Consider the following 17,860-nt stretch of genomic DNA (forward strand, 5'->3'; position numbering starts at 1 on the left):
CTTTTGTTGGCCTGTTTAATGTAATGACAAAAGGGCGGGAATGGTTCATTTTCCGTTGGTCGGCCGTTCATTGAATTGCGCGCTTTTTTCGAAAGGGAGGCAAGTCGGTGCGAAGAAAATATGGAATCGGCGGATTTCTCCGCTGGGGTCGCACGCTCGTCGTAGTGCTGTCCTTGGCGTTGGTCACGGGCGTGGGCGTCACCGCCACGCCCGTGCAGGCGGCGGACAGTGAGGACTTCACGCTCGGGATCACCGCCGCGGAGCTCGGCGTCGACCCCGAGGTCATGCGGCAGGCCGTGCCCGAGATGCAGGAGGAGATCGACGAGGCCGGCTCTCTGAGCGCCTCGTTCCGGCAGGCGATGATCGACAACCCGGCGAGCGCGAGCGGGTACGACGACTCGTACTGGGTGGACTTCGACGGCACGCTGGAACTGACCGACGACGGCGCCGGCATGGAGATCGTCGTCCCGGGCTCGGAGATACAGGCGACCACCGGGTGGTGGGAGAAGTTCGGCGCGTTGGTCGCCGGCGGTCTGGCGGGGCTCGGGTTCAGGATCGTCTGCATCGCGGGTCTGACGGTCAGCGGAGCGGGCGTCGCGGTCATCCCGCTGGTCTGCACTCCCGCGGGCGGTGCCGTGGCAGGCTTTATGACGGCCCTCATCACGCATGCGCTCCCTCCTTCGGATCTGGGCAGCCCCGCGTCGATTCGCGACATGATCATCGGCGCGTTCGTCGGAATGGCCCTGGGATATCTCTGGGAGAGGTATTTCGTCGGGTTCGCCAAGGAATACCTTCCCCCCGCCTTCAGAAAGCTCGGCATCTGGCTGGGGGAGAAGGTGCCGTGGCTCGCCAGCCGCTTCGGGTCCGCGTTCGGCGGCGCCGCGAGCGACACCTCGGACGCCATGATCGAGCTGGAGGATCTTCTCTCCGAGGAGATCAGGCACTGGAGTGTCGAGGACAGCCAGATCGGCGCGATCGCGTCGTACATCCACCCCGGGGCCGACCCGGCGGCATGGGACCGGCTGATCGGCGCACGCTCGGACAAGGTGGGCGTGCTGGTCGCGAACGTCCTCAACGGGCCCGACTCGAAACGCAACAGCACCTGGGCCGGCGTCATCGACCGGGGCCGCGCGTCGGGCAAGAAGGTCCTGGGCTACGTACCCACCGGCTATCTGGGCCTGACGGGCACGACGACCCGGCTCGGTTCGGACGACATGGACGACTGGATCGCGCAGATCGAGCAGGACGTCGACACCTGGTACAGGCTCTACGGCGACTCGATCGGCGGGATCTTCTTCGACGAGGGCTACAACGTGTGTGGGGTCGACAACGACTACGCGAACTACTACGAGGAGCTCAACCGGTACGCGAAGACCCGGCACCCCGGGGCGATGACGGTCCTCAACCCGGGCACGGTCGTGCCGCAGTGCTACGAGGACACCGCCGACGTCCTCATGACGTACGAGAGCGACTACGCGGCCTACTACGGCAACAACGCCAACTCCGCGCTGAACTACAAGGAGTTGGACTGGACGCCGCAGAACTCGTCGAAGATCTGGCACATCATCTACGGCGTGCCGGCCTCCGAGGTCACCCGAGTGGCGGCCACGGCCAAGGATCGCGGCGCGGGCTATCTCCAGATCACCGACGACGTACTGCCCAACCCCTACGACACACTGCCGTCCGGGGACTACTGGGCCGCTCACCAGAACGCGGTCTCCGGCGGCTCCCCGGTCGTCGCGCCGGTGGCTCCCTTCTCGGACACCCAGGGTCCCCCGATGCAACCCGCCACCAACCTGACCGTGAGCAAGGTCGACTACACCTCGGTCTCCCTCGCCTGGCAGAAGTCGTCCACCCAGATCGCCCGGTACTTCGTCCGCCTCAACGGTGAGACCGTGGCCTCGCTGCCGGGCAACTTCCACACGACGACGATCGGCGGCCTCGACCCCGGCGGCAACACCTACACGCTGGACGTGGTCGCCCAGAACTACTACGGCGCGGTCTCCGCGACATCCAACTCCGTCACGGCGACGACCCTGTCCCTGCCCGGCGGAAAGACCATCATCAACCCCAAGGTCACCCACTCGGGCGGTTCGGTCACCTACTCGGCGGACTTCCTCGCCCCGTACTCCTTCCACCGTCTCTTCGTCAGCCCGTCCGGCAGCGGTGTGACCTGCTGGTGGATCACCACGCCGGGCGACCCGTTCTGCGGCCACTGGGTCATCGAGAACTCGACTCTGCTGTCGTACGCCGGCACCCAGGTCGGGGAGTGGTCGTGGAGCCCGATCGCCTACACGCCACCGACCGTCAACGGCTACACCTACTCCTGGACGGTCAACGCGGCCGACATCGCCGGCTCGTCCGACTACGTCAGCTTCCAGGGCGAGGGCTACAGCGCCCTGACCAACATCTACACAGCCAAGTGAGCTGACCTGACCCACCGGCGTCGACGCGGACGGGCGACGCCCTGGTCACCCCGGCATCCGGCATCCACCGGGGCCGGGGTGACCTGTACCTGCCCCGGCCCCGAGCACCTCGGCGGGGACCGGGCCGGACCGCTGCCGTGAACGAACGCTCTACTCCTGCTCCGCCAGCGCCCGGAGCCGGTGTTCCGTGGGCGACATCCCGTACGCGGCCCGGAACGCCCGCGTGAAGTCGGACGGGCGCGGATAGCCCCAGCGGGCGGCGATCGTGTGGACGGGCGTGCGGCGCAGCGAGCCGTTCGCCAGGTCGCGGTGGGCGTTCTCCAGGCGCCGGCGGCGGATCCAGGCCGCGACCGTCTCGCCCTCCGTCTGTTGCCGGAAGACGCGGTGCAGGTAGCTCAGCGAGATGTTGTGGGCCGCCGCTATCGCCGTCGGCGTCAACTCCGGGTCGTGCAGGTTCTGTTGGACGAACGCGCGGATGCGTTCCGTCAGGGCCTGTTGGCGGGTCTCCGGCGGTAAGGCGGCGTCCGCGTCCAGGAGTTGGGCGAGCCAGGCCGTCAGGAGGTCCAGTACGGCCTTGCCCAGGCGGGGTGCGTCGGCGGGCTGGAGGGTGTCGGCGTGGCGGTGCAGGCCGGTGAGGTGGTCGGAGAGCAGGGCGCCGATTCCCTCCTGGCCCGACAGGCGCCGGTTCAGCAACTCCCGTACCCGGTGCGGGGGGAGAGGCAGCAGGGCTTTCGGGATGTCCAGGCCTATGCCTCTGACGACCCTGCGTTCGCGGTCGTTCGCCGGGCGGAAGTCGTACGGGCGTGAGCTGTCGGCCAGGTGCAGGTCATGGGGGCCGAACTCGGTGGTCCGGCCCGCGTGGTCCAGCGCCATTCCGCCGTCCAGCATCAGGGTGAGGTGGTACAGCTCTCGGTCGCTCTGGCGCACCATGCGCGTGCTTCGCCGGAACCTTGTCGGCAGGAACGACACCTTCATCACCGTCGCCGGGCCCAGCTCCAACAGCCGTAACTCTCCCCAGAATTCGGCGGAGTGGGTGCTGATGAAATCGTTCGAGCGCGTACGGGCGATCAGTTCCCGCCAGTAGTCGAATCTGTCCGCCGCGGGTACGTCCTCGCTGCGGAACACCGTTCCGATCACCCCGGCTCCCCCGATCCCCCACCGTGCGCTTCCGTCGTCATCCTCGCCCCTGGACGGCCGAGTTGGCGACTCCCGGGGGCTACGGCTCCACTGTGGCGCTCGCCACGGGGACCGCCCCGTCCTCGCTCGGCGTCGGAGCGTCGTCCGCCGGGCTCGCCTCTGTCGCGGCGTCCGGAGTCGTCGTCGGTGCCTGCTCGGGCGGGGCGAGGGACGCCTCGGAGGGGACAGGTGTGGCGGATTCGGGGGTATTCGGGACGGAGGGCGACGGCGTCTGTGTCGGGGCGGTGGTGGCGTCGGTGGCGGGGGGTGTTGCCGGGACGGAAGGGGCAGGTGGGGCCATGGGGATCGTGGGGGAGCGGGGGGACTCCCCCGTCGTCAGGTTGAGAGGGAGCGCGATGAGCGCGGCGATGGCGCAGGCCGCGCCCACCGCGGCTGCCGTACGGGTCCTGCGGCGGCGGGTCGCGGTGCGGCGGATCTCCTCGAAGCGGCCCGGCGGTGCGCCCAGGTAGGCGGGGGTGGGGCCGAGGAGGACCAGGAGGGGGTCGTCCGGGTCGTGCTCGGGGCGGGTCGGGTCGAACGGTCCGAATTCCGGGTCTTCTTCGTCGTCAAAGCGTGTGGTCAAGGCTTTTCCTCAGGTGGGCGCGGAGCAGTTCTCGGGCCGCGTGGAGGTCGGCCTTGATGGTTCCTTCCTTGCGTCCGGTCAGCGCGGACACGTCCCGGATCGGCATGTCAGCGTAGTAGTGCAGGAGGATCGGGACGCGGAGTCGTTCCGGCAGCGACTGGACCAGCATGCGGATGGACGGGTCCGCCGGGTCGGTGTGCGTGAGCAGGGCGGCTTCCGTGGTCACGTGGCGCATCGCCTTGCGCTCGCGTTCCATCTTGCGCCAGTGGTCCCGGACGATGTTGGCCGCCGTCACATAGAGGAAGCCGCGCGGCTCCTCCACCGACGTCCAGCGCGCCCACAGGCGCGTGAACGCCTCCGAGGCGATCTCGTGGGCCGTCTCGTCGTCGTCGACGAGCCGGCGGACCCAGCCGGCCAGGCGCGGGTAGAGGGCGGCGAACAGCTCGGACGCTGCCTTGTCGCGGGACCGTTTCAACGCTCTCCATGGTGCTGTCAGACCTGTTGCCACCGGCGTCGTACTCGTGGCTCTCGTCGCTCTCGTGGGGGAGGACGGCGGTTCGGCGGCGTACGTTCCGCCGGCCCGCCGTCCTGTTTTCCGCGCGGATACGGTCACGGGCTCGTCGACGACGTCAGCGCGGCGAAGACGATCACGTTGTCGAGGTAGCCGTTCTCGTCCCGCGGCCCGCCGCAGGTGATGAGCCGAAGCTCGGGGCGGTCCACGTTCCCGTAGACGTCGTCCGCCGGGAACTCGGCCTTGGCGACCGTCCGCAGGGACGTCACCGTGAACTCCGTCTCCGTGCCGTTCTCCAGACGCGCCACGATCTTCTCGCCCCGGCGCAGCCGCCCGAGGTCGTGGAAGACACCGTCCCCGTACGAGCCGACCGTGACATGCCCGAGGATCACCGACGGGCCGGTCTGCCCCGGCGTCGGCGACTGCTCGTACCAGCCCGCCTGGTCGTGCTCGGTGACCGGCGGCACCTGCAGGGTGCGGTCCGGGGCCAGGCCCAGCCGCATGACCGGGGTGTCGACCCCGATGGCGGGGATCCGCAGCCGGACCGGGGCCGAACGGCCCACCGCCCGCGCCGACTTGGCGGAGGTGTTCGTGGAGGGCGAGGCCGACGGCGGCGCGGCGGTACCGGGTTGCGCGGTCCCGGACGTCCGTACGCCTTCGCCGCCGGAGGAACAGCCCACGAGCAGCGTGGCCGCGGCCGCCGTGGCCGCTGTCCCGAAGGCGCGCCTGGAGAGGACGGTCACGCCCCGGTCGCCTGCCGACGGCGTACGACGAACACGGCCGCGCCACCCAGGGCGAACGCGGCGGCGACGCCCCCGCCGATCAGCGTGCCCGGCGTGCCGGAGTCCGACGAGGCCGGCGTCACGCCGGTGTCGGGGGCGCCGCTCGGCACCTCGGCGACCTGGGCCGGCTCCTGGTTGGGGTCGGTGGTGGGCGCCTCGCTGGGCACCGGGCTGGCTTCGTCGGCCGGTACCTGGGTCGGCTCGGCGGTCGGGGCCTCGGTGCCCTCGGACGGCGCGGTGCTGGGGACCGGGGTCGCGGTCTCGTCGGCGAACGCGGGCGCGGTGCCCGCGAGTACGGCGGAGGCCGCGAGTGCCACGGCGCTGAGGACAGTACGGCGCACGGTACGGCGCATGGGTTCGCTCTCTTTCGTCGGTCCGCCGGGAAGTGACGGATCGTGCGAAGAGACGAGGCGGCCCGGGAACAGGTTGTAAAGAGCTGGCAAAGTCGCCGGAGGGGAGCTTGGGGTCGATGCCGTTGCCCTTGCGTCAGGGCTTGCGGGTTGGGGGCGTGTGACGCGGACTGCTCGGGTGCCGGTGAGGTCACCGGGTCAGGCGCCGAGCACCCTCCGGAGTTCCTGCGCGAGCGATTGCCGGCCCCCCGTTCCGGAGGAGAGACCCCGGAGCACCGCCCCCAGCGCCTCCTGCACCGACTGCGGATCCAAGGTGCGGACGACACGCAGGAGTTGGGAGGCGAGCGCGAGGGAGGGCCGGGTGTCCGCCCGTAGATCGTCGGAGGCCAGGACCAGCACGCCCGCCGTGGCGACGACATTGCGCAGCGCGTCCTCGGCGTTGGTGTGGAAACCCAGCCGTCGGTACATCACCAGCAGACGGACCCACTCGACGAGAACCTGCGGATGGCCGCCCTGCCAGACGTCGGCGGCCTTCACCACGAGGCGCTGCTGACGGTTGAGGGCGTCCTGGTAGGAGCCGGTCCGCCAGAGCGCCAGCGTGCGGGCCGACTCGGCGAGGACATCCTGCTGGCGGGAGCGGGGGGCGGTCAGACCGGTGAGCAGCAGCAGGACGGCCCCCGCCGCCACGAGATACAGGCCCGGCCCCGGATCGAGACGGGGCAGGGTGCCGTCGGCTCCCGCGACCGTGCCGAGTTCCGCGAGGTCGACGGCGGCCCAGCCGGTCGCCAGTACGCCCGCTCCCAGCAGGACCGCACGCTGCCGGGAGCGGCTGCGTCCGACGAGGTACAGCAGGCCGGGCACCACCACGGCGAGTCCCAGAAGCAGCGTGATCCAGCCGTCACCGCCTGCCGTGCCGAGGCGTGATCCGAGGGCGAGGTCACCGAGTTCCGTCTCGTGGTAGCCGTAGCGGACGGTGTCGGCGTCCGGCCCCGCGACCCAGGGCAGCGCCGACCCGGCGGCCAGGAGCGCGGCGGACAGCAGCGTGGCCGAGCCCGTCAGACGGGACCGGCTCGGGCGGGCGGCCCGGTCCAGGAGACGTTTCGGCAGGCCGCGCGGCTCCGACGGCCGTGCGCCCGGAGCCGGATCCGGAGCCGGTACGCCGCCGGGCGAGGCGGTGGGGCCCTGCTGCCCGGGCGTGGTCGGGAGCGGGCCCTGCGGCACAGGGGCGGCGGAGTCGGGGGCCGTCACGACGCGGTCCTGAACACCAGGGCGCCGGCGGCGTCCACCGTCACCCAGAAGACGGCAGGCACGCTGAGCACGGCCAGCACCGTGAAGGCGCGATGGGCCCGGCGCAGTCCCGCCAGCCGGAACCGGCCACCTGCCAGCAGGAGACCGCCGGTCACCAGTGTGAGCAGCGTGGCGACACCGAGCACGACACGGGCCGGGCTGTCGTCACGGGCCGGGATCAGCGCCGTGGTGAACGCGTCGCGGGTGGCGGTGTCGGCCCCGCGCACGACGGCGAGCACGGTGGCGGCGAGGGCGGTCAGCGCGATGGCGACCAGCAGGGCCAGGACGGCGTACTCCTTGAGGCCGGGTGTGCCGTCACTGGTGTCGGCGGTGCGTGTGGCGCCGGTGGTGTCAGCGGTATCGGTTGTTCCGTTGGTGCCCGGATCCGGGTCGGGCGGGGGCGGGAATCCGTTCACCAGGTGCCTCCCTGCGCGGCGTTGTGGCCGAGGGCCCTCGCGAAGCGACGGGCGGCCAGGCGACGGCCCGTCTCCCCGATGAGGAAGGCCAGCAGGGCCACGGCGAACAGGACGGCGGCGGCCGTCGCGGTCACCAGGGGTGCTCGGCCGGTCGATCCAGTGCCGATGCTCAGGCCCTCGTCCGGTGGCTGTGGGCCGAAGGCCAGCCGTCCGTGTCCGGCCGAGGCGCCCTTGCCGCGCAGCACGGTGATCCGGTAGGTGCCGGGGTCGATGATCACGGCGGCGATCGCCGTCCCGACCGTCTGTCGGCCGTTCAGCCGCACCAGATAGGCGGGGTCGTCCGAGGTGGTGAAGAGACCGGTTCCGGGCCCCTTTACGGCCCTGGCTCGCACGGTGGTGCCGGGCTTCGCCGCGGGCGGGCGGGGTGCCCCCGCTGAGGTCTCCTCCCACAGCACGTACCACCCCTTCCGGGGAACCGTCACCTCGATGCCGGTCGTGCTGTCGCCGCGCTGGTGGGCGACGGCCGACCGGTCCAGCCGGGACCGGTCGAGGTGCGCGGCGGTCACCAGCAGCAGGACCGCGCCGCAGGCGGCCAGGGCCGCGCCGGCGCGCCACACGCCGGTGGGCCCGAGCTTCAGGAAGGCGCGCTTGCGGGCCTTTTCGGAGTACCGGCGCCCCCACCGGACGGTCAGCCGCCTCGCCGACTCCGCGAACGCGGTTCGGGAGGGAGGTCCGGGACGAGGCGGGGCGGTCGGGTCCGTACGGCTGGGCGGGACCGTCGGAGCGGTCGCATCCGGTGGGCCGGGCCGGAGCGCCGGGTCGGCCGGGTCGGCCGGGTCGGCCGGGTCCGGCGAGCCGGACGCGGGGCTCACCACGCGACGATCCGGGACACCGTGGGCCGCACGTGCCTCAGCCCGAGCTTCCGGTCGCCGCGCCCTATGACGACGCAACTGGGCACGTAGTAACGGTCGTTCATGTGGTTGGTCTCCTGATAGCGCACACCGTCGTCCCAGCACCCATAGCCGCTGCTGCGGCCGACGAAGCGGTTGGGGATGATGTCCCGCAGCAGCGTCCTGCTGCCCAGGTCGAGGGGCTCCCCGGCCTGGTGGAGGCGGCGCCACTGGAGCGACAGGTAGACGCCCATCGTCGGAGAGGCGGCCCGGACCGCCTCGCCCGGGTCGAGCTCCCGGTTGTGCAGCCCGGGAAGGCCCGCCAGCAGCCGGGCGGTCGCGCGGACGGACGGGCCGAGGATTTCGGTGTGGAGCGCCAGGACTCCGGGCAGCGCCGGGGCGAGCGAGTCGTTGACCACCGACAGGCCCCACGGCCGCCGGGGCGCGTCGATGCCCGCACGGCCGGAACCGGTGTCCTGGAGCGGTACGACCCCGGCCGGGAGGCCGAACGACATCCGCCGGGACAGTCCCACACCGCCGAAGCCGGGTCCTGGCCCTGTTGCCCGGTAGCGGCCCAGCAGCCGGGTCCACTCGTCGAGGGTCAGCGTCGGCGTCAGGACTACGGCGGGGTGCCAGCCGTAGCCGTACATCGCCTCCAGGGTCTGCGCGAGTCCGTCGGCTGCCTCGGCGAAGCGGTCCAGCGGGGGCAGGGCCGCACCCTCGGGCAGCAGGTCGTCCTCGGCGGCGGCTTCGGTGAGCAGGCGGTACTCCCGGTGCGCCATGGCGAACACGTCGTGAGACGTACCACCCAGCGGGTTCTGCCGGAGGACGGTCCCGTTCAGGCCGAGCGCGGCCAGGGCGTCTTCTACGGGGACGGCGTACAGCACGTTGCTGGCCGCCCGCCCGCCGGACTCCGGGCCACGGTCGAGGTCCTCCTCCTGCTGCTCGATGAGGATGCCGACCACGACGTCGCCCCGGCCGGGGATCGTGACGGCGCTGCCGGAGTAGCCGCGGAAGTTCTTGAGGCCCTCGTCGACCCGCAGTTGGTGGACGCGCCCGTGGTTCCCGTACTGGTCGGTGAAGTCGGTACGCCCTGACGCGCTGAGCACGCCCGAGAGATGGGCACCGGCCGTCTGATTGGGCAGCGGGACGGCCCAGCGCTCGCCCTGGGCGGCGGTGGACAGGGCCGCGACCGTGCCCTCCCGGTCCTCGGCCAGGGTGAGCAGCGCGATGTCGTGACCGGTCGCCTCCTGGACGGCTGTCACGGCGAGGTCCGCGCCGCCCGTCCGGAACCGGATGCGCTCGGCTGCCAGTCCGTGCACCACGTGCCGGGCCGTGAGCACGGTACGACGTGTGATCAGCACACCCCCGCCCACGTCGAGGAGGCCTCCCGCGACCGTGTTCACGACGCGGCCGAAGGGGCGGTCAGGCGCCATCGGCGGCCGGGTCCGTGCGCTGGAAGGTGAGCGTGACCTCGAAGGTGCAGCCGGCAGTCGCCTTCGACACGATCACTCCGGCCTCGGCGGTCAGCGTGATGCCGAACTTGGCGCTCAGCTCGCTCAGTCGCCACTTCTCGTCGGCGGGCAGCGCGTCGGCGCCCGCGAGTACGGACTCCCCGCCCACCCGCATCGCGGCGCGGATGTCGTCTACCCTGCCCGAAAGTGCCTCGGGCAGGGCTGTGTTGGACCTGATCTGGCGGTTGCCGTCCAGCGAGGCCACCTGCACCAGCACGGTCGGGCCGTCGCCGGCGCCCCGCTCGTGATCGTCGACCGGCACGACCATTACCCCTCCCCATGGGCAGTGGGCCGGCGATGCTCAGGTGTCCGGCCCGCTACGTGCGCCGTCACAGTAGGGTGATCGCTCCCGGTCCGGCCCGGTGAATACTGATCCGGTATCAAACTGTCACTTAACGCGACCATCGGTGTCGTGGCCGGGCCGTTTGATGGGCGCGGTAGACGTTCGGCATGGTGTCGTCCATGCGCCTGCGGGCCTCGCAGCCGGTGGTGGCGGTTCCGGAGGCATGTGGCCATGCGTCGAACCGGCCGTCAGGTGACCCGTAGGAGAACTCCTAGTCGGCGGCGTTCCGCAACTCCGTCAGGAACGGCACCAGTTCCGCGTTGACCTCCTCCGGCCGCTCCTGCTGCGTCCAGTGGCCGCAGCCCTCAAGGACCACCGGCGGGCGCCGCAGGTTCGGCATCAACTCCGGGAGTTGTTCGATGAGTTGGGGTGTGCCCGGGAACGCCGGCACCAGGTCCTTGTCGCCGTACACGTACAGCGCGGGCGTACTGACCACCGCCTCGTGCCAGGCGGCCGTCAGTTCCCAGTTGCGGTCGATGTTGCGGTACCAGTTGAGGGCGCCGGTGAAGGTGCCCGCGAAGCTGTCGGTGAGGTGGTCGAGGTCCTTCTCCGTGAGCCAGGCCGGGAGTTGCTCCGGGTCGGGCATCGTGTCCAGCCAGCCCTGGCCGGGCTCGATCAGCGGCTGCTTGCCGGTGCCCGAGTCGGGGCTGTCGCCGGAGAAGGAGTACAGGGTCTTGCGGAGGGTGGTGCGCGGGTCGCGGGCCAGTTCGGCGTCGGCGACCCCGGGGCGGTTGATGTAGTTCCAGTAGAAACGGCCCCCGAACATCGCCTCCATCACCCCCAGGGGCCGCCGGTCGCCCCGGAACGGCGGCGGCACGCTCAGGCCCGCCACCCCGCGCACGATGTCCGGCCGCAGCAGCGCGGTGTGCCAGGCGACGGGCGCGCCCCAGTCGTGCCCGACGACGTACGCCGTCTCCTCGCCGAGCGCGTGGATCAGCCCGACCACGTCCCCGACCAGGTGCAGGATGCTGTACGAGGACACGTCCTCGGGGCGGTCGCTGCCGCCGTATCCGCGCTGGTCGGGGGCGACGACCCGGAAACCGGCGGCGGCCAGCGGGCCGAACTGGTGGCGCCAGGAGTGCCAGGACTCGGGGAAACCGTGCAGCAGGACGACCAGCGGGCCCTCGCCGGCCTCCGCGATGTGCAGCTGGATGCCGTTCACGTCCACCATGCGGTGCTCAACCACTGTGCTGTCTCCACCCATGATGCAAAGGGTAAGCATTGCTATCGCAACCGGAAATCCGGGGTCCTGGCGGCGAAGAGTTCCGCCTGCCGGTCCCCCGGGAGGTTGCCCAGTCGCACCAGGTGCGGGGCATAGGCGAGGGCGTGCGCACGGGCCGCCTCCTTCGCCGCCCACACCGCCCGGACCGTCCCCTGCACCCCCTCCGGCGGATACGACGCGATGACCCGGGCGCACTCCACCGCGGCCTCCAACACCCCACCGGGCGCCGTCACTTCACTGACCAGGCCGATCTCGTACGCCCGCGCCGCCGACACCCGCTCCGCCGTTCCCATCAGCGCCATCCGCGCGATCTCCCCGTACGGCATCCGCTGCGCCATGCCCATCGTCTCGTACGCGCTGACCATGCCGTACGTGGTGTGCGGGTCGAAGAAGGTCGCGGCCGGGTCGGCGACGACGAACTCCGACTCCGTGAGGAGATAGAAGGCGCCGCCGCACGCCATACCGTTCACCGCCGCGATCACCGGCTTCCAGAGGTCGTTGGCCTTCGGCCCGATCCTCTCCAGCGGATCGTCCACCATATAGGGGGAGTTGGGCTGCGGGACGGTCGCGGTGCGGTCGAGCCCGGTGCAGAAGGCGCGCCCGCCTGCTCCGGTGAGGACGATCGCCCGTACGGTGTCGTCGAAGCGCAACTCCCGCCAGGTGGCCGCCAGTTCGGCGGCGGTGGCGAGGTCGATGGCGTTGAGCTTCCGCGGCCGGTCGAGGGTGAGGACGGCGACCCCGGTGTCCTTGTCGGTCGACAGGTTCAGGCCGCTCACGGGCGTTTCAGGGTTGCTCACGGGCGCTCCAGGATCCACTGCGGAAGCCCGGCCGAGGAGAAGACGACCTGTACCCGCGCCCCGATGCGAATCCGGTCGGGGGGAAGGGAGTTGAGGGGTGCGTCGGGGCCCGTGACCAGATTGCCGACGAGTCGGATGCGCGGAGCGTCCGCCAGTTCGACCACGATCACGTTGTACGGGGCCAGCTCGGCGTAGTCCGGGAGGAGCGGCGGATGCGGGACGACGTACGACCAGATCCGTCCGCGTCCGCTGACCTGGCGCCACTCGCTCGCGAAGGACTGGCAGTGGGGGCAGCAGGGGCGGGGCGGGAAGCGGGGTTCGGCGCAGTCGGCGCAGGTCTGGACGCGGAGTTCGCCCTGGGCGGCGTACTCCCAGAAGGGGGCGCCGTCTTCGTCGACGACAGGGGTCAGCATCTCTCAACTCCTCGGGCTCTCAACTTCTCAGCTCTCAGCTCTCAACTTCTCAACAGAAGGGCGGATGTGGGGACGCCCTCGCCTGCGGTGACCAGGCAGGTGGTGGCCCCGGGGACCTGGGCGGTACTCGTGCCGCGCAGTTGCCGTACGCCCTCGGTGATGAGGTTGAAGCCATGGACGTATGCCTCGCTGAGGCCGCCCCCGCCGGTGTTCATCGGCAGTCGGCCGCCGATCTCCAGGGCGCCGCCCTCGGTGAAGGCGCCGCCCTCGCCGCGTCCGCAGAAGCCGTAGCCCTCCAGGGAGAGCGGGATGAGGGCGGTGAACGCGTCGTAGATCTGGGCGACTTGGACGTCGTCCGGGGTGAAGTCGGCGTGTTTCCAGAGGTGTCGGGCGGCTGTCCAGGCCGGGCCGGTCAGCGGGTCGTCGTTCCAGTAGTTGACCATCCCGTGGTGCTGGGCGGGCAGCCCCTGGGCGGCGGAGTGGATGTAGACGGGGGCGCGTCGGCAGTCACGAGCCCGCTCGGCGGAGACGATCACGACGGCCAACGCCCCGTCGGTCTCCAGGCAGTTGTCGAACAAGCACAGGGGTTCGCTGATCCAGCGGGAGGTCATGTACATCTCGCGGGTGAGCGGACGGTCGTACATGATCGCGGCCGGGTTCTGATTGGCCCGGTTGCGGCAGGCGAGGGCGACGTTGAAGAGGTGGTCGCGGGTCGTGCCGTACTCGTGCATGTGGCGGCGGGTGAGCATGGCGATCTCGTCGGAGGGCCGGAGGAGTCCGAAGGGGCGGGTCCACTGGGCCGGGGTGGGGAGTTGGGCGGTCGTGTTCCGCCACGGACGCGGCCCTGACCCCCTCTTCCGAGAGCGCCAGGCGACGCCGACCGTGGCCTGGCCGGAGGCGATGGCGGCGGCGAGATGGGCGACGGTGGCGCAGGAACCGCCGCCGCCGTAGCCGACCTTGGAGAAGAAGGTGAGGTCACCGAGGCCGAGTGCCTTGGCGACCTCGACCTCGTCGGTCTCCTCCATCGTGTAGGAGGCGAGGGCGTCGACCTCGGCGGGGGCGATGCCCGCGTCGTCGAGCGCGGCGAGGATCGCACGGCATGCCAACGTCCGCTCGTTCTCGGGGAGTTGGCGGGCGAAGGGGGTCTGTCCGATCCCGGCGATGGCGGTGGCGTCCTTGATCCCGGCGGTAATTGCCATGGCTGTGCATGCACCTCCGCGCGAGGCCCTGCTGGCTGCTGACAGAGCGTCAGGTTACAGCTAATCTGACGGTCAGTCAGCTCTTGTGTGCGGGATGTTGTGGGGAGGCCGACGGTGCGCGGTGACTTGGAGTGGGGCAGCATTCCGGGGCTGGTCCTGGCGGCGGCGGAGCGGTACGGCGACGCCGAGGCGGTCGTGGACGGACGTACGCGGGTCTCGTACGCGGAGTTGGGCGCGCGGGTGGAGCACGCGGCGGCGGCGTGCGTCGCGGGCGGGGTGGAGGCCGGCGACCGGGTGGCGATCTGGGCACCCAACTCCCTTGACTGGATGGTGTCCGCGCTGGGCGCGGTCTCGGCGGGCGCGGTGCTCGTACCGCTGAACACCCGCTTCAAGGGGACGGAGGCCGCGTACGTACTGGCGCGCAGCCGGGCGAAGTTGCTGTTCGTGACGGGGACGTTCCTGGGCACGTCGTACGTGGCGTCGCTGCGGAGGGCGGCGGGGCAAGGTGAGGGGGAGGGCCCGTTGCCGGGGCTGCCGGAGCTGACGGACGTGGTGGTGCTGGGGGAGGACGCGCCCGCTGAATTCCGTACGTGGAAGGACTTTTTGGCGGGCGGGGACGGGGTGGGGGCGGAGGTCGTCCGGGCGCGGGCGGAGGGTGTCCGGGGTTCGGATCCCTCGGACATCGTCTTCACGTCGGGGACGACGGGGCGGCCGAAGGGGGCCGTGATCACGCATGCGCAGTCGCTGCGGGCGTACGAGATCTGGAGCGAGTTGGCGGGCCTGCGGGAGGGGGACCGCTATCTCGTCGTGAACCCGTTCTTCCACACCTTCGGCTACAAGGCAGGGGTGTTGGCGTGTCTGATGCGGGGCGCGACGGTGATTCCGCAGCCGGTGTTCAACGTGGACACGGTCCTGGCGAACGTGGCGGCGGAGCGGGTGTCGGTGCTGCCCGGCCCACCGACACTGTTGCAGTCGTTGTTGGATCACCCGTCCCGGTCGGCGTACGACCTGTCGTCGCTGCGGCTGGTGGTGACGGGGGCGGCGGTGGTGCCGTTGCGGCTGGTGGAACGGTTGCGTACAGAGCTGGGAGTGGCCACCGTTCTGACGGCGTACGGGCTTTCGGAGGCGAGCGGGATCGTGACGATGTGCCGCCGGGGGGATGCGGCGGAGGTGATCGCGTCGACGTCCGGGCGGGCGGTGCCGGGGGCCGAGGTGCGGGTGGAAGCGCCGGTCGGTGAGCCCGGGGAGGTGCTGGTGCGGGGCTTCAACGTCATGCGGGGGTACTTCGAGGACGCGGAGAGTACGGCTGAAGTGGTCACGGGGGAGGGGTGGTTGAGGACGGGGGACGTGGGCGTCCTGGACGGCGACGGCAACCTGCGGATCACCGACCGGTTGAAGGACATGTTCATCGTCGGCGGCTTCAACGCCTACCCGGCGGAGATCGAGCAACTCCTCGGCCTGCACCCGGATGTGGCGGACGTGGCGGTGATCGGCGTACCGGACGGGCGGTTGGGGGAGGTCGGAAAGGCGTATGTGGTGCGGCGGCCGGGGGTGAGTCTGACGGGGGACGACCTGATCGCCTGGGCTCGGCGGGAGATGGCCAATTACAAGGTGCCGAGGGTGGTGGAGTTCGTGAGCGGGCTGCCTCGGAACGCGAGTGGGAAGGTGGTCAAGGGGGAGTTGCGGGGGGCGGGCATTCCGGGAGCGGCGGCGTCGACGTGATGCGTGTCACCTGGCGGATGCTTCGGGTCGGGTATGCGCGACCATGATCGGAATGGACGCTCATTTCCTCGGCATCGCTGAACTGACCGAAGTCCCCTCCGTGGCCGTCGTGGTCGACGTCATGCGTGCTTTCACCGTGGCAGCCTGGGCCTTTGCGCAAGGGGCGGAAAAGATCGTTCTCGCCGAGTCGCTGGACGACGCCCTGGCGCTCAAGGCTCGCCATCCTGACTGGGCGGCGCTCAAGGACGGGCCGCCCGCGCCAGGGTTCGAGATGGTCAACTCGCCGGGCCTGCTGCGGTCAACTGACCTTGGCGGACGGACCGTTGTGCAGAAGACCACGGCGGGCACGGTCGGCGCCCTCGCGGTCAAGGAGGCGTCACTGGTGCTGTGCGCCGGCTTCGTGGTGGCGGAGGCGACGGCTCGGCTCCTGCGGGCACGCGAGTGCGACAGCGTCACGTTCGTGGTCACGGGTGAGGACGGGCGGGCCGAGGAAGATCTGGCGTGCGCTGAATACATCGCCGGCAGGGCCGATGGGGGCGGGGCGGATGCTGCCGGGTTCCTCCGCCGCGCCGCCGATTCACGCGCCGCCGCCGAGCTGACGGAGGGGGTGCGCCAAGGCGTCCATCCTGATGATGTCGCGCTCTGTCTTGAGCTGGACCGGTTTCCCTTTGCCATGGTGGCGGGCTTGGAGGAGTCGCTCATGGTCCTGCGTCCGTGGACCGTCTGATCGCTGATGGGGTCAGCGTGATGGGTATCAGCTGGCATCCTCCCTCTATGGCCAAGACGCAGATCAACATCCGACTGGACGGCGACATCGCCGAGATGGCTCGGCAGGCGGCGGAGACCAGGCGTATACCGGTCAACGAGTACGTCGAGCAGCTCATCCGGAACGACAACGAGCATCTGCGTGCCCTCTTCATGGCCACCGCGCAGCAGACGCTCGATGAGTTCGCCGATCTCTTCGACGAGATCGAGGCGACTTGGAGGGACTGATGCGCGGCGTCGCGCACTGACTGCAGTTCGACGACCACGCCCGCCTACGCGTATCCGGCGAACGCGCCTCGCCCGTGCCGTTCACACCCTCCTGAACACTTGGAGGATGTACACGCACTCGTGGCGAACGATGGTCGGGTACAGGAACATTCCGCCTGGGACGTAGGCGGTCTGCACGCCCTCGCCTGCGCCCTGAATCCGGGTGCTGTCCAGGTGAAGTGCCTCGGCCCCCCGTGCGATGTCGTCGGCTCGCTTCTCGACCTGTGCGACGAACGCGGGAGGCGCGGGTGTGGGGCCGCCGGTGACATGCGTTTCGTCCGGGGGGTCACGCCAGGCGGGTTCGTCACGGTCGACGGTCTGCGCCGTGTACTCGGCGGCACGGAGCTGTGTGGCGGTGGCCGGGATCCTTGCGATCTCGATCGCATACCAGGGTGTAGAACGCGTAGTACGCTTGTGTGCATGGATGGTCGCAGCGAAGTGCCGCTCCGAGAACTCAATCAGCAGACCTCGCGGGTCATGGCCCGCGTCGCGGCGGGCGAGACCGTCACCATCACCAAGGACGGCGTGCCGATAGGGGACATCGTTCCCCATGGCGTACGCGACGGGATTCGTACCGGGCGGCCGGTGTACGCCTTCCGGACCGACCCCATGGGCTTGCTGGACATCCCTGATCTGGGGGGACCGGTACTGGGCGACGACGAGATCGGCGAGACTCTGCGGGGGATGGGTGCGGTTGATGGCTGAAGCATCCGAACCCGCGATTCCGGTCGCCATCGCCGACACGAACGCGCTGTACCGCCTGTTCACGCCGAAGGACCCGCGTCATGCCGCGCACCGGGCGGCTCTTGCCCGAGTGGGGCACCTCGTCGTCTCTCCCATGGTCCTCACCGAACTCGACTACCTGCTCACGGAGCGCGTAGGACCCCGGGCGTCCATGAACGCTCTCGATTTCGTCGCAGGCCAGGTGGAGGCCCGTCGATTCGGGATCCCTGACTCCGTGCCGCACCTACGTGGCGCGATGGCGGTGATGCGGGGCTATGAGGACGCCGGTGGCGGCAAGGGCGTGGGCCTCGCGGATGCCATGAACGTGGTGCTGGCCGCCGCGTTCCAGACCGCCGACGTTTTCACCACGGACCGCCACTTCCGCATGATGCGCCCGCTCACGGGGGAGGCGGCGTTCCGGTTGCTGCCGGACGATCTCTGAGAGGCCCCGTTGCGGGGCGCTGCCCAGGCGTC

Annotated in this window: 20 protein-coding genes; 6 read left to right on the top strand and 14 right to left on the bottom strand. The window is 70.6% G+C overall.

Annotation, left to right across the window (positions count from 1 at the left end; all coding sequences use genetic code 11):
• Positions 1–164 precede the first annotated feature (164 nt).
• Entirely contained in the window at positions 165–2,426 is a 2,262-nt protein-coding gene (locus tag LUX31_RS26255; RefSeq protein ID WP_235477599.1) for a spherulation-specific family 4 protein, read from the top strand.
• 150 nt (positions 2,427–2,576) lie between these two features.
• On the opposite strand, the gene LUX31_RS26260 is transcribed toward LUX31_RS26255, so the two are convergent.
• The 14 genes from LUX31_RS26260 to LUX31_RS26325 form a co-directional block, all read right to left on the bottom strand.
• Positions 2,577–3,563 carry a helix-turn-helix domain-containing protein gene (locus LUX31_RS26260; RefSeq protein ID WP_235477600.1) on the bottom strand — a complete coding sequence of 329 codons (987 nt, stop codon included), beginning with the start codon at positions 3,561–3,563 and terminating at the stop codon, positions 2,577–2,579.
• Between the two features lie 79 nt (positions 3,564–3,642).
• Positions 3,643–4,185, bottom strand: coding sequence for a hypothetical protein (locus LUX31_RS26265; protein ID WP_235477601.1), 543 nt, complete (start codon positions 4,183–4,185; stop codon positions 3,643–3,645).
• Positions 4,169–4,660, bottom strand: coding sequence for an RNA polymerase sigma factor (locus LUX31_RS26270; RefSeq protein ID WP_235477602.1), 492 nt, complete (start codon positions 4,658–4,660; stop codon positions 4,169–4,171). Before LUX31_RS26270 ends, LUX31_RS26265 begins: the two co-directional genes overlap by 17 nt.
• 134 nt (positions 4,661–4,794) lie before the next feature.
• The gene (locus LUX31_RS26275) at positions 4,795–5,439 is read right to left on the bottom strand and encodes a class F sortase (RefSeq protein WP_235477603.1); all 645 of its coding nucleotides are present in this window, start codon (positions 5,437–5,439) and stop codon (positions 4,795–4,797) included.
• On the bottom strand, positions 5,436–5,819 hold the full coding sequence (locus LUX31_RS26280) for a Tat pathway signal sequence domain protein (protein ID WP_235480056.1): 384 nt from the start codon (positions 5,817–5,819) through the stop codon (positions 5,436–5,438). Before LUX31_RS26280 ends, LUX31_RS26275 begins: the two co-directional genes overlap by 4 nt.
• Before the next feature lie 207 nt (positions 5,820–6,026).
• The gene (locus LUX31_RS26285) at positions 6,027–7,076 is read right to left on the bottom strand and encodes a hypothetical protein (RefSeq protein WP_235477604.1); all 1,050 of its coding nucleotides are present in this window, start codon (positions 7,074–7,076) and stop codon (positions 6,027–6,029) included.
• Positions 7,073–7,531 carry a hypothetical protein gene (locus tag LUX31_RS26290; RefSeq protein ID WP_235477608.1) on the bottom strand — a complete coding sequence of 153 codons (459 nt, stop codon included), beginning with the start codon at positions 7,529–7,531 and terminating at the stop codon, positions 7,073–7,075. The genes LUX31_RS26285 and LUX31_RS26290 overlap by 4 nt, the downstream gene beginning before the upstream one ends.
• Positions 7,528–8,403, bottom strand: coding sequence for a hypothetical protein (locus LUX31_RS26295; protein ID WP_235477616.1), 876 nt, complete (start codon positions 8,401–8,403; stop codon positions 7,528–7,530). Before LUX31_RS26295 ends, LUX31_RS26290 begins: the two co-directional genes overlap by 4 nt.
• On the bottom strand, positions 8,400–9,857 hold the full coding sequence (locus LUX31_RS26300; protein WP_235477621.1) for a trypsin-like peptidase domain-containing protein: 1,458 nt from the start codon (positions 9,855–9,857) through the stop codon (positions 8,400–8,402). The genes LUX31_RS26295 and LUX31_RS26300 overlap by 4 nt, the downstream gene beginning before the upstream one ends.
• Complete coding sequence (locus tag LUX31_RS26305; RefSeq protein ID WP_235477623.1) at positions 9,847–10,197, bottom strand: CU044_2847 family protein; 351 nt, start codon at positions 10,195–10,197, stop codon at positions 9,847–9,849. Before LUX31_RS26305 ends, LUX31_RS26300 begins: the two co-directional genes overlap by 11 nt.
• A gap of 292 nt (positions 10,198–10,489) precedes the next feature.
• Complete coding sequence (locus LUX31_RS26310) at positions 10,490–11,449, bottom strand: alpha/beta fold hydrolase (protein ID WP_235480057.1); 960 nt, start codon at positions 11,447–11,449, stop codon at positions 10,490–10,492.
• Between the two features lie 53 nt (positions 11,450–11,502).
• Positions 11,503–12,297 carry an enoyl-CoA hydratase/isomerase family protein gene (locus LUX31_RS26315; RefSeq protein WP_235477625.1) on the bottom strand — a complete coding sequence of 265 codons (795 nt, stop codon included), beginning with the start codon at positions 12,295–12,297 and terminating at the stop codon, positions 11,503–11,505.
• On the bottom strand, positions 12,294–12,710 hold the full coding sequence (locus tag LUX31_RS26320; protein ID WP_235477626.1) for a Zn-ribbon domain-containing OB-fold protein: 417 nt from the start codon (positions 12,708–12,710) through the stop codon (positions 12,294–12,296). The genes LUX31_RS26315 and LUX31_RS26320 overlap by 4 nt, the downstream gene beginning before the upstream one ends.
• A gap of 41 nt (positions 12,711–12,751) precedes the next feature.
• Positions 12,752–13,909 (bottom strand): lipid-transfer protein, encoded by a 1,158-nt coding sequence (locus tag LUX31_RS26325; protein WP_235477629.1) that lies wholly within the window; start codon positions 13,907–13,909, stop codon positions 12,752–12,754.
• A gap of 114 nt (positions 13,910–14,023) precedes the next feature.
• On the opposite strand from LUX31_RS26325, the gene LUX31_RS26330 reads away from it, so the two are divergent.
• From LUX31_RS26330 to LUX31_RS26350, 5 genes are all read left to right on the top strand, one after another.
• Complete coding sequence (locus LUX31_RS26330; protein WP_235477630.1) at positions 14,024–15,631, top strand: FadD3 family acyl-CoA ligase; 1,608 nt, start codon at positions 14,024–14,026, stop codon at positions 15,629–15,631.
• Between the two features lie 52 nt (positions 15,632–15,683).
• Entirely contained in the window at positions 15,684–16,358 is a 675-nt protein-coding gene (locus tag LUX31_RS26335; RefSeq protein ID WP_235480058.1) for a 2-phosphosulfolactate phosphatase, read from the top strand.
• A gap of 47 nt (positions 16,359–16,405) precedes the next feature.
• Positions 16,406–16,624, top strand: a complete 219-nt coding sequence (locus LUX31_RS26340) for a hypothetical protein (RefSeq protein WP_235477633.1) — start codon at positions 16,406–16,408, stop codon at positions 16,622–16,624.
• Positions 16,625–17,083: 459 nt separating this feature from the next.
• Positions 17,084–17,368, top strand: a complete 285-nt coding sequence (locus LUX31_RS26345; RefSeq protein WP_235477636.1) for a type II toxin-antitoxin system Phd/YefM family antitoxin — start codon at positions 17,084–17,086, stop codon at positions 17,366–17,368.
• Positions 17,361–17,828: a PIN domain-containing protein gene (locus tag LUX31_RS26350; RefSeq protein ID WP_235477638.1), complete on the top strand. Its 468-nt coding sequence runs from the start codon at positions 17,361–17,363 to the stop codon at positions 17,826–17,828. Before LUX31_RS26345 ends, LUX31_RS26350 begins: the two co-directional genes overlap by 8 nt.
• Positions 17,829–17,860 lie beyond the last annotated feature (32 nt).

Origin of the sequence: Streptomyces sp. GQFP (assembly GCF_021545335.1) — a bacterium.
In the GTDB taxonomy this organism is placed as follows: Bacteria; Actinomycetota; Actinomycetes; order Streptomycetales; family Streptomycetaceae; genus Streptomyces.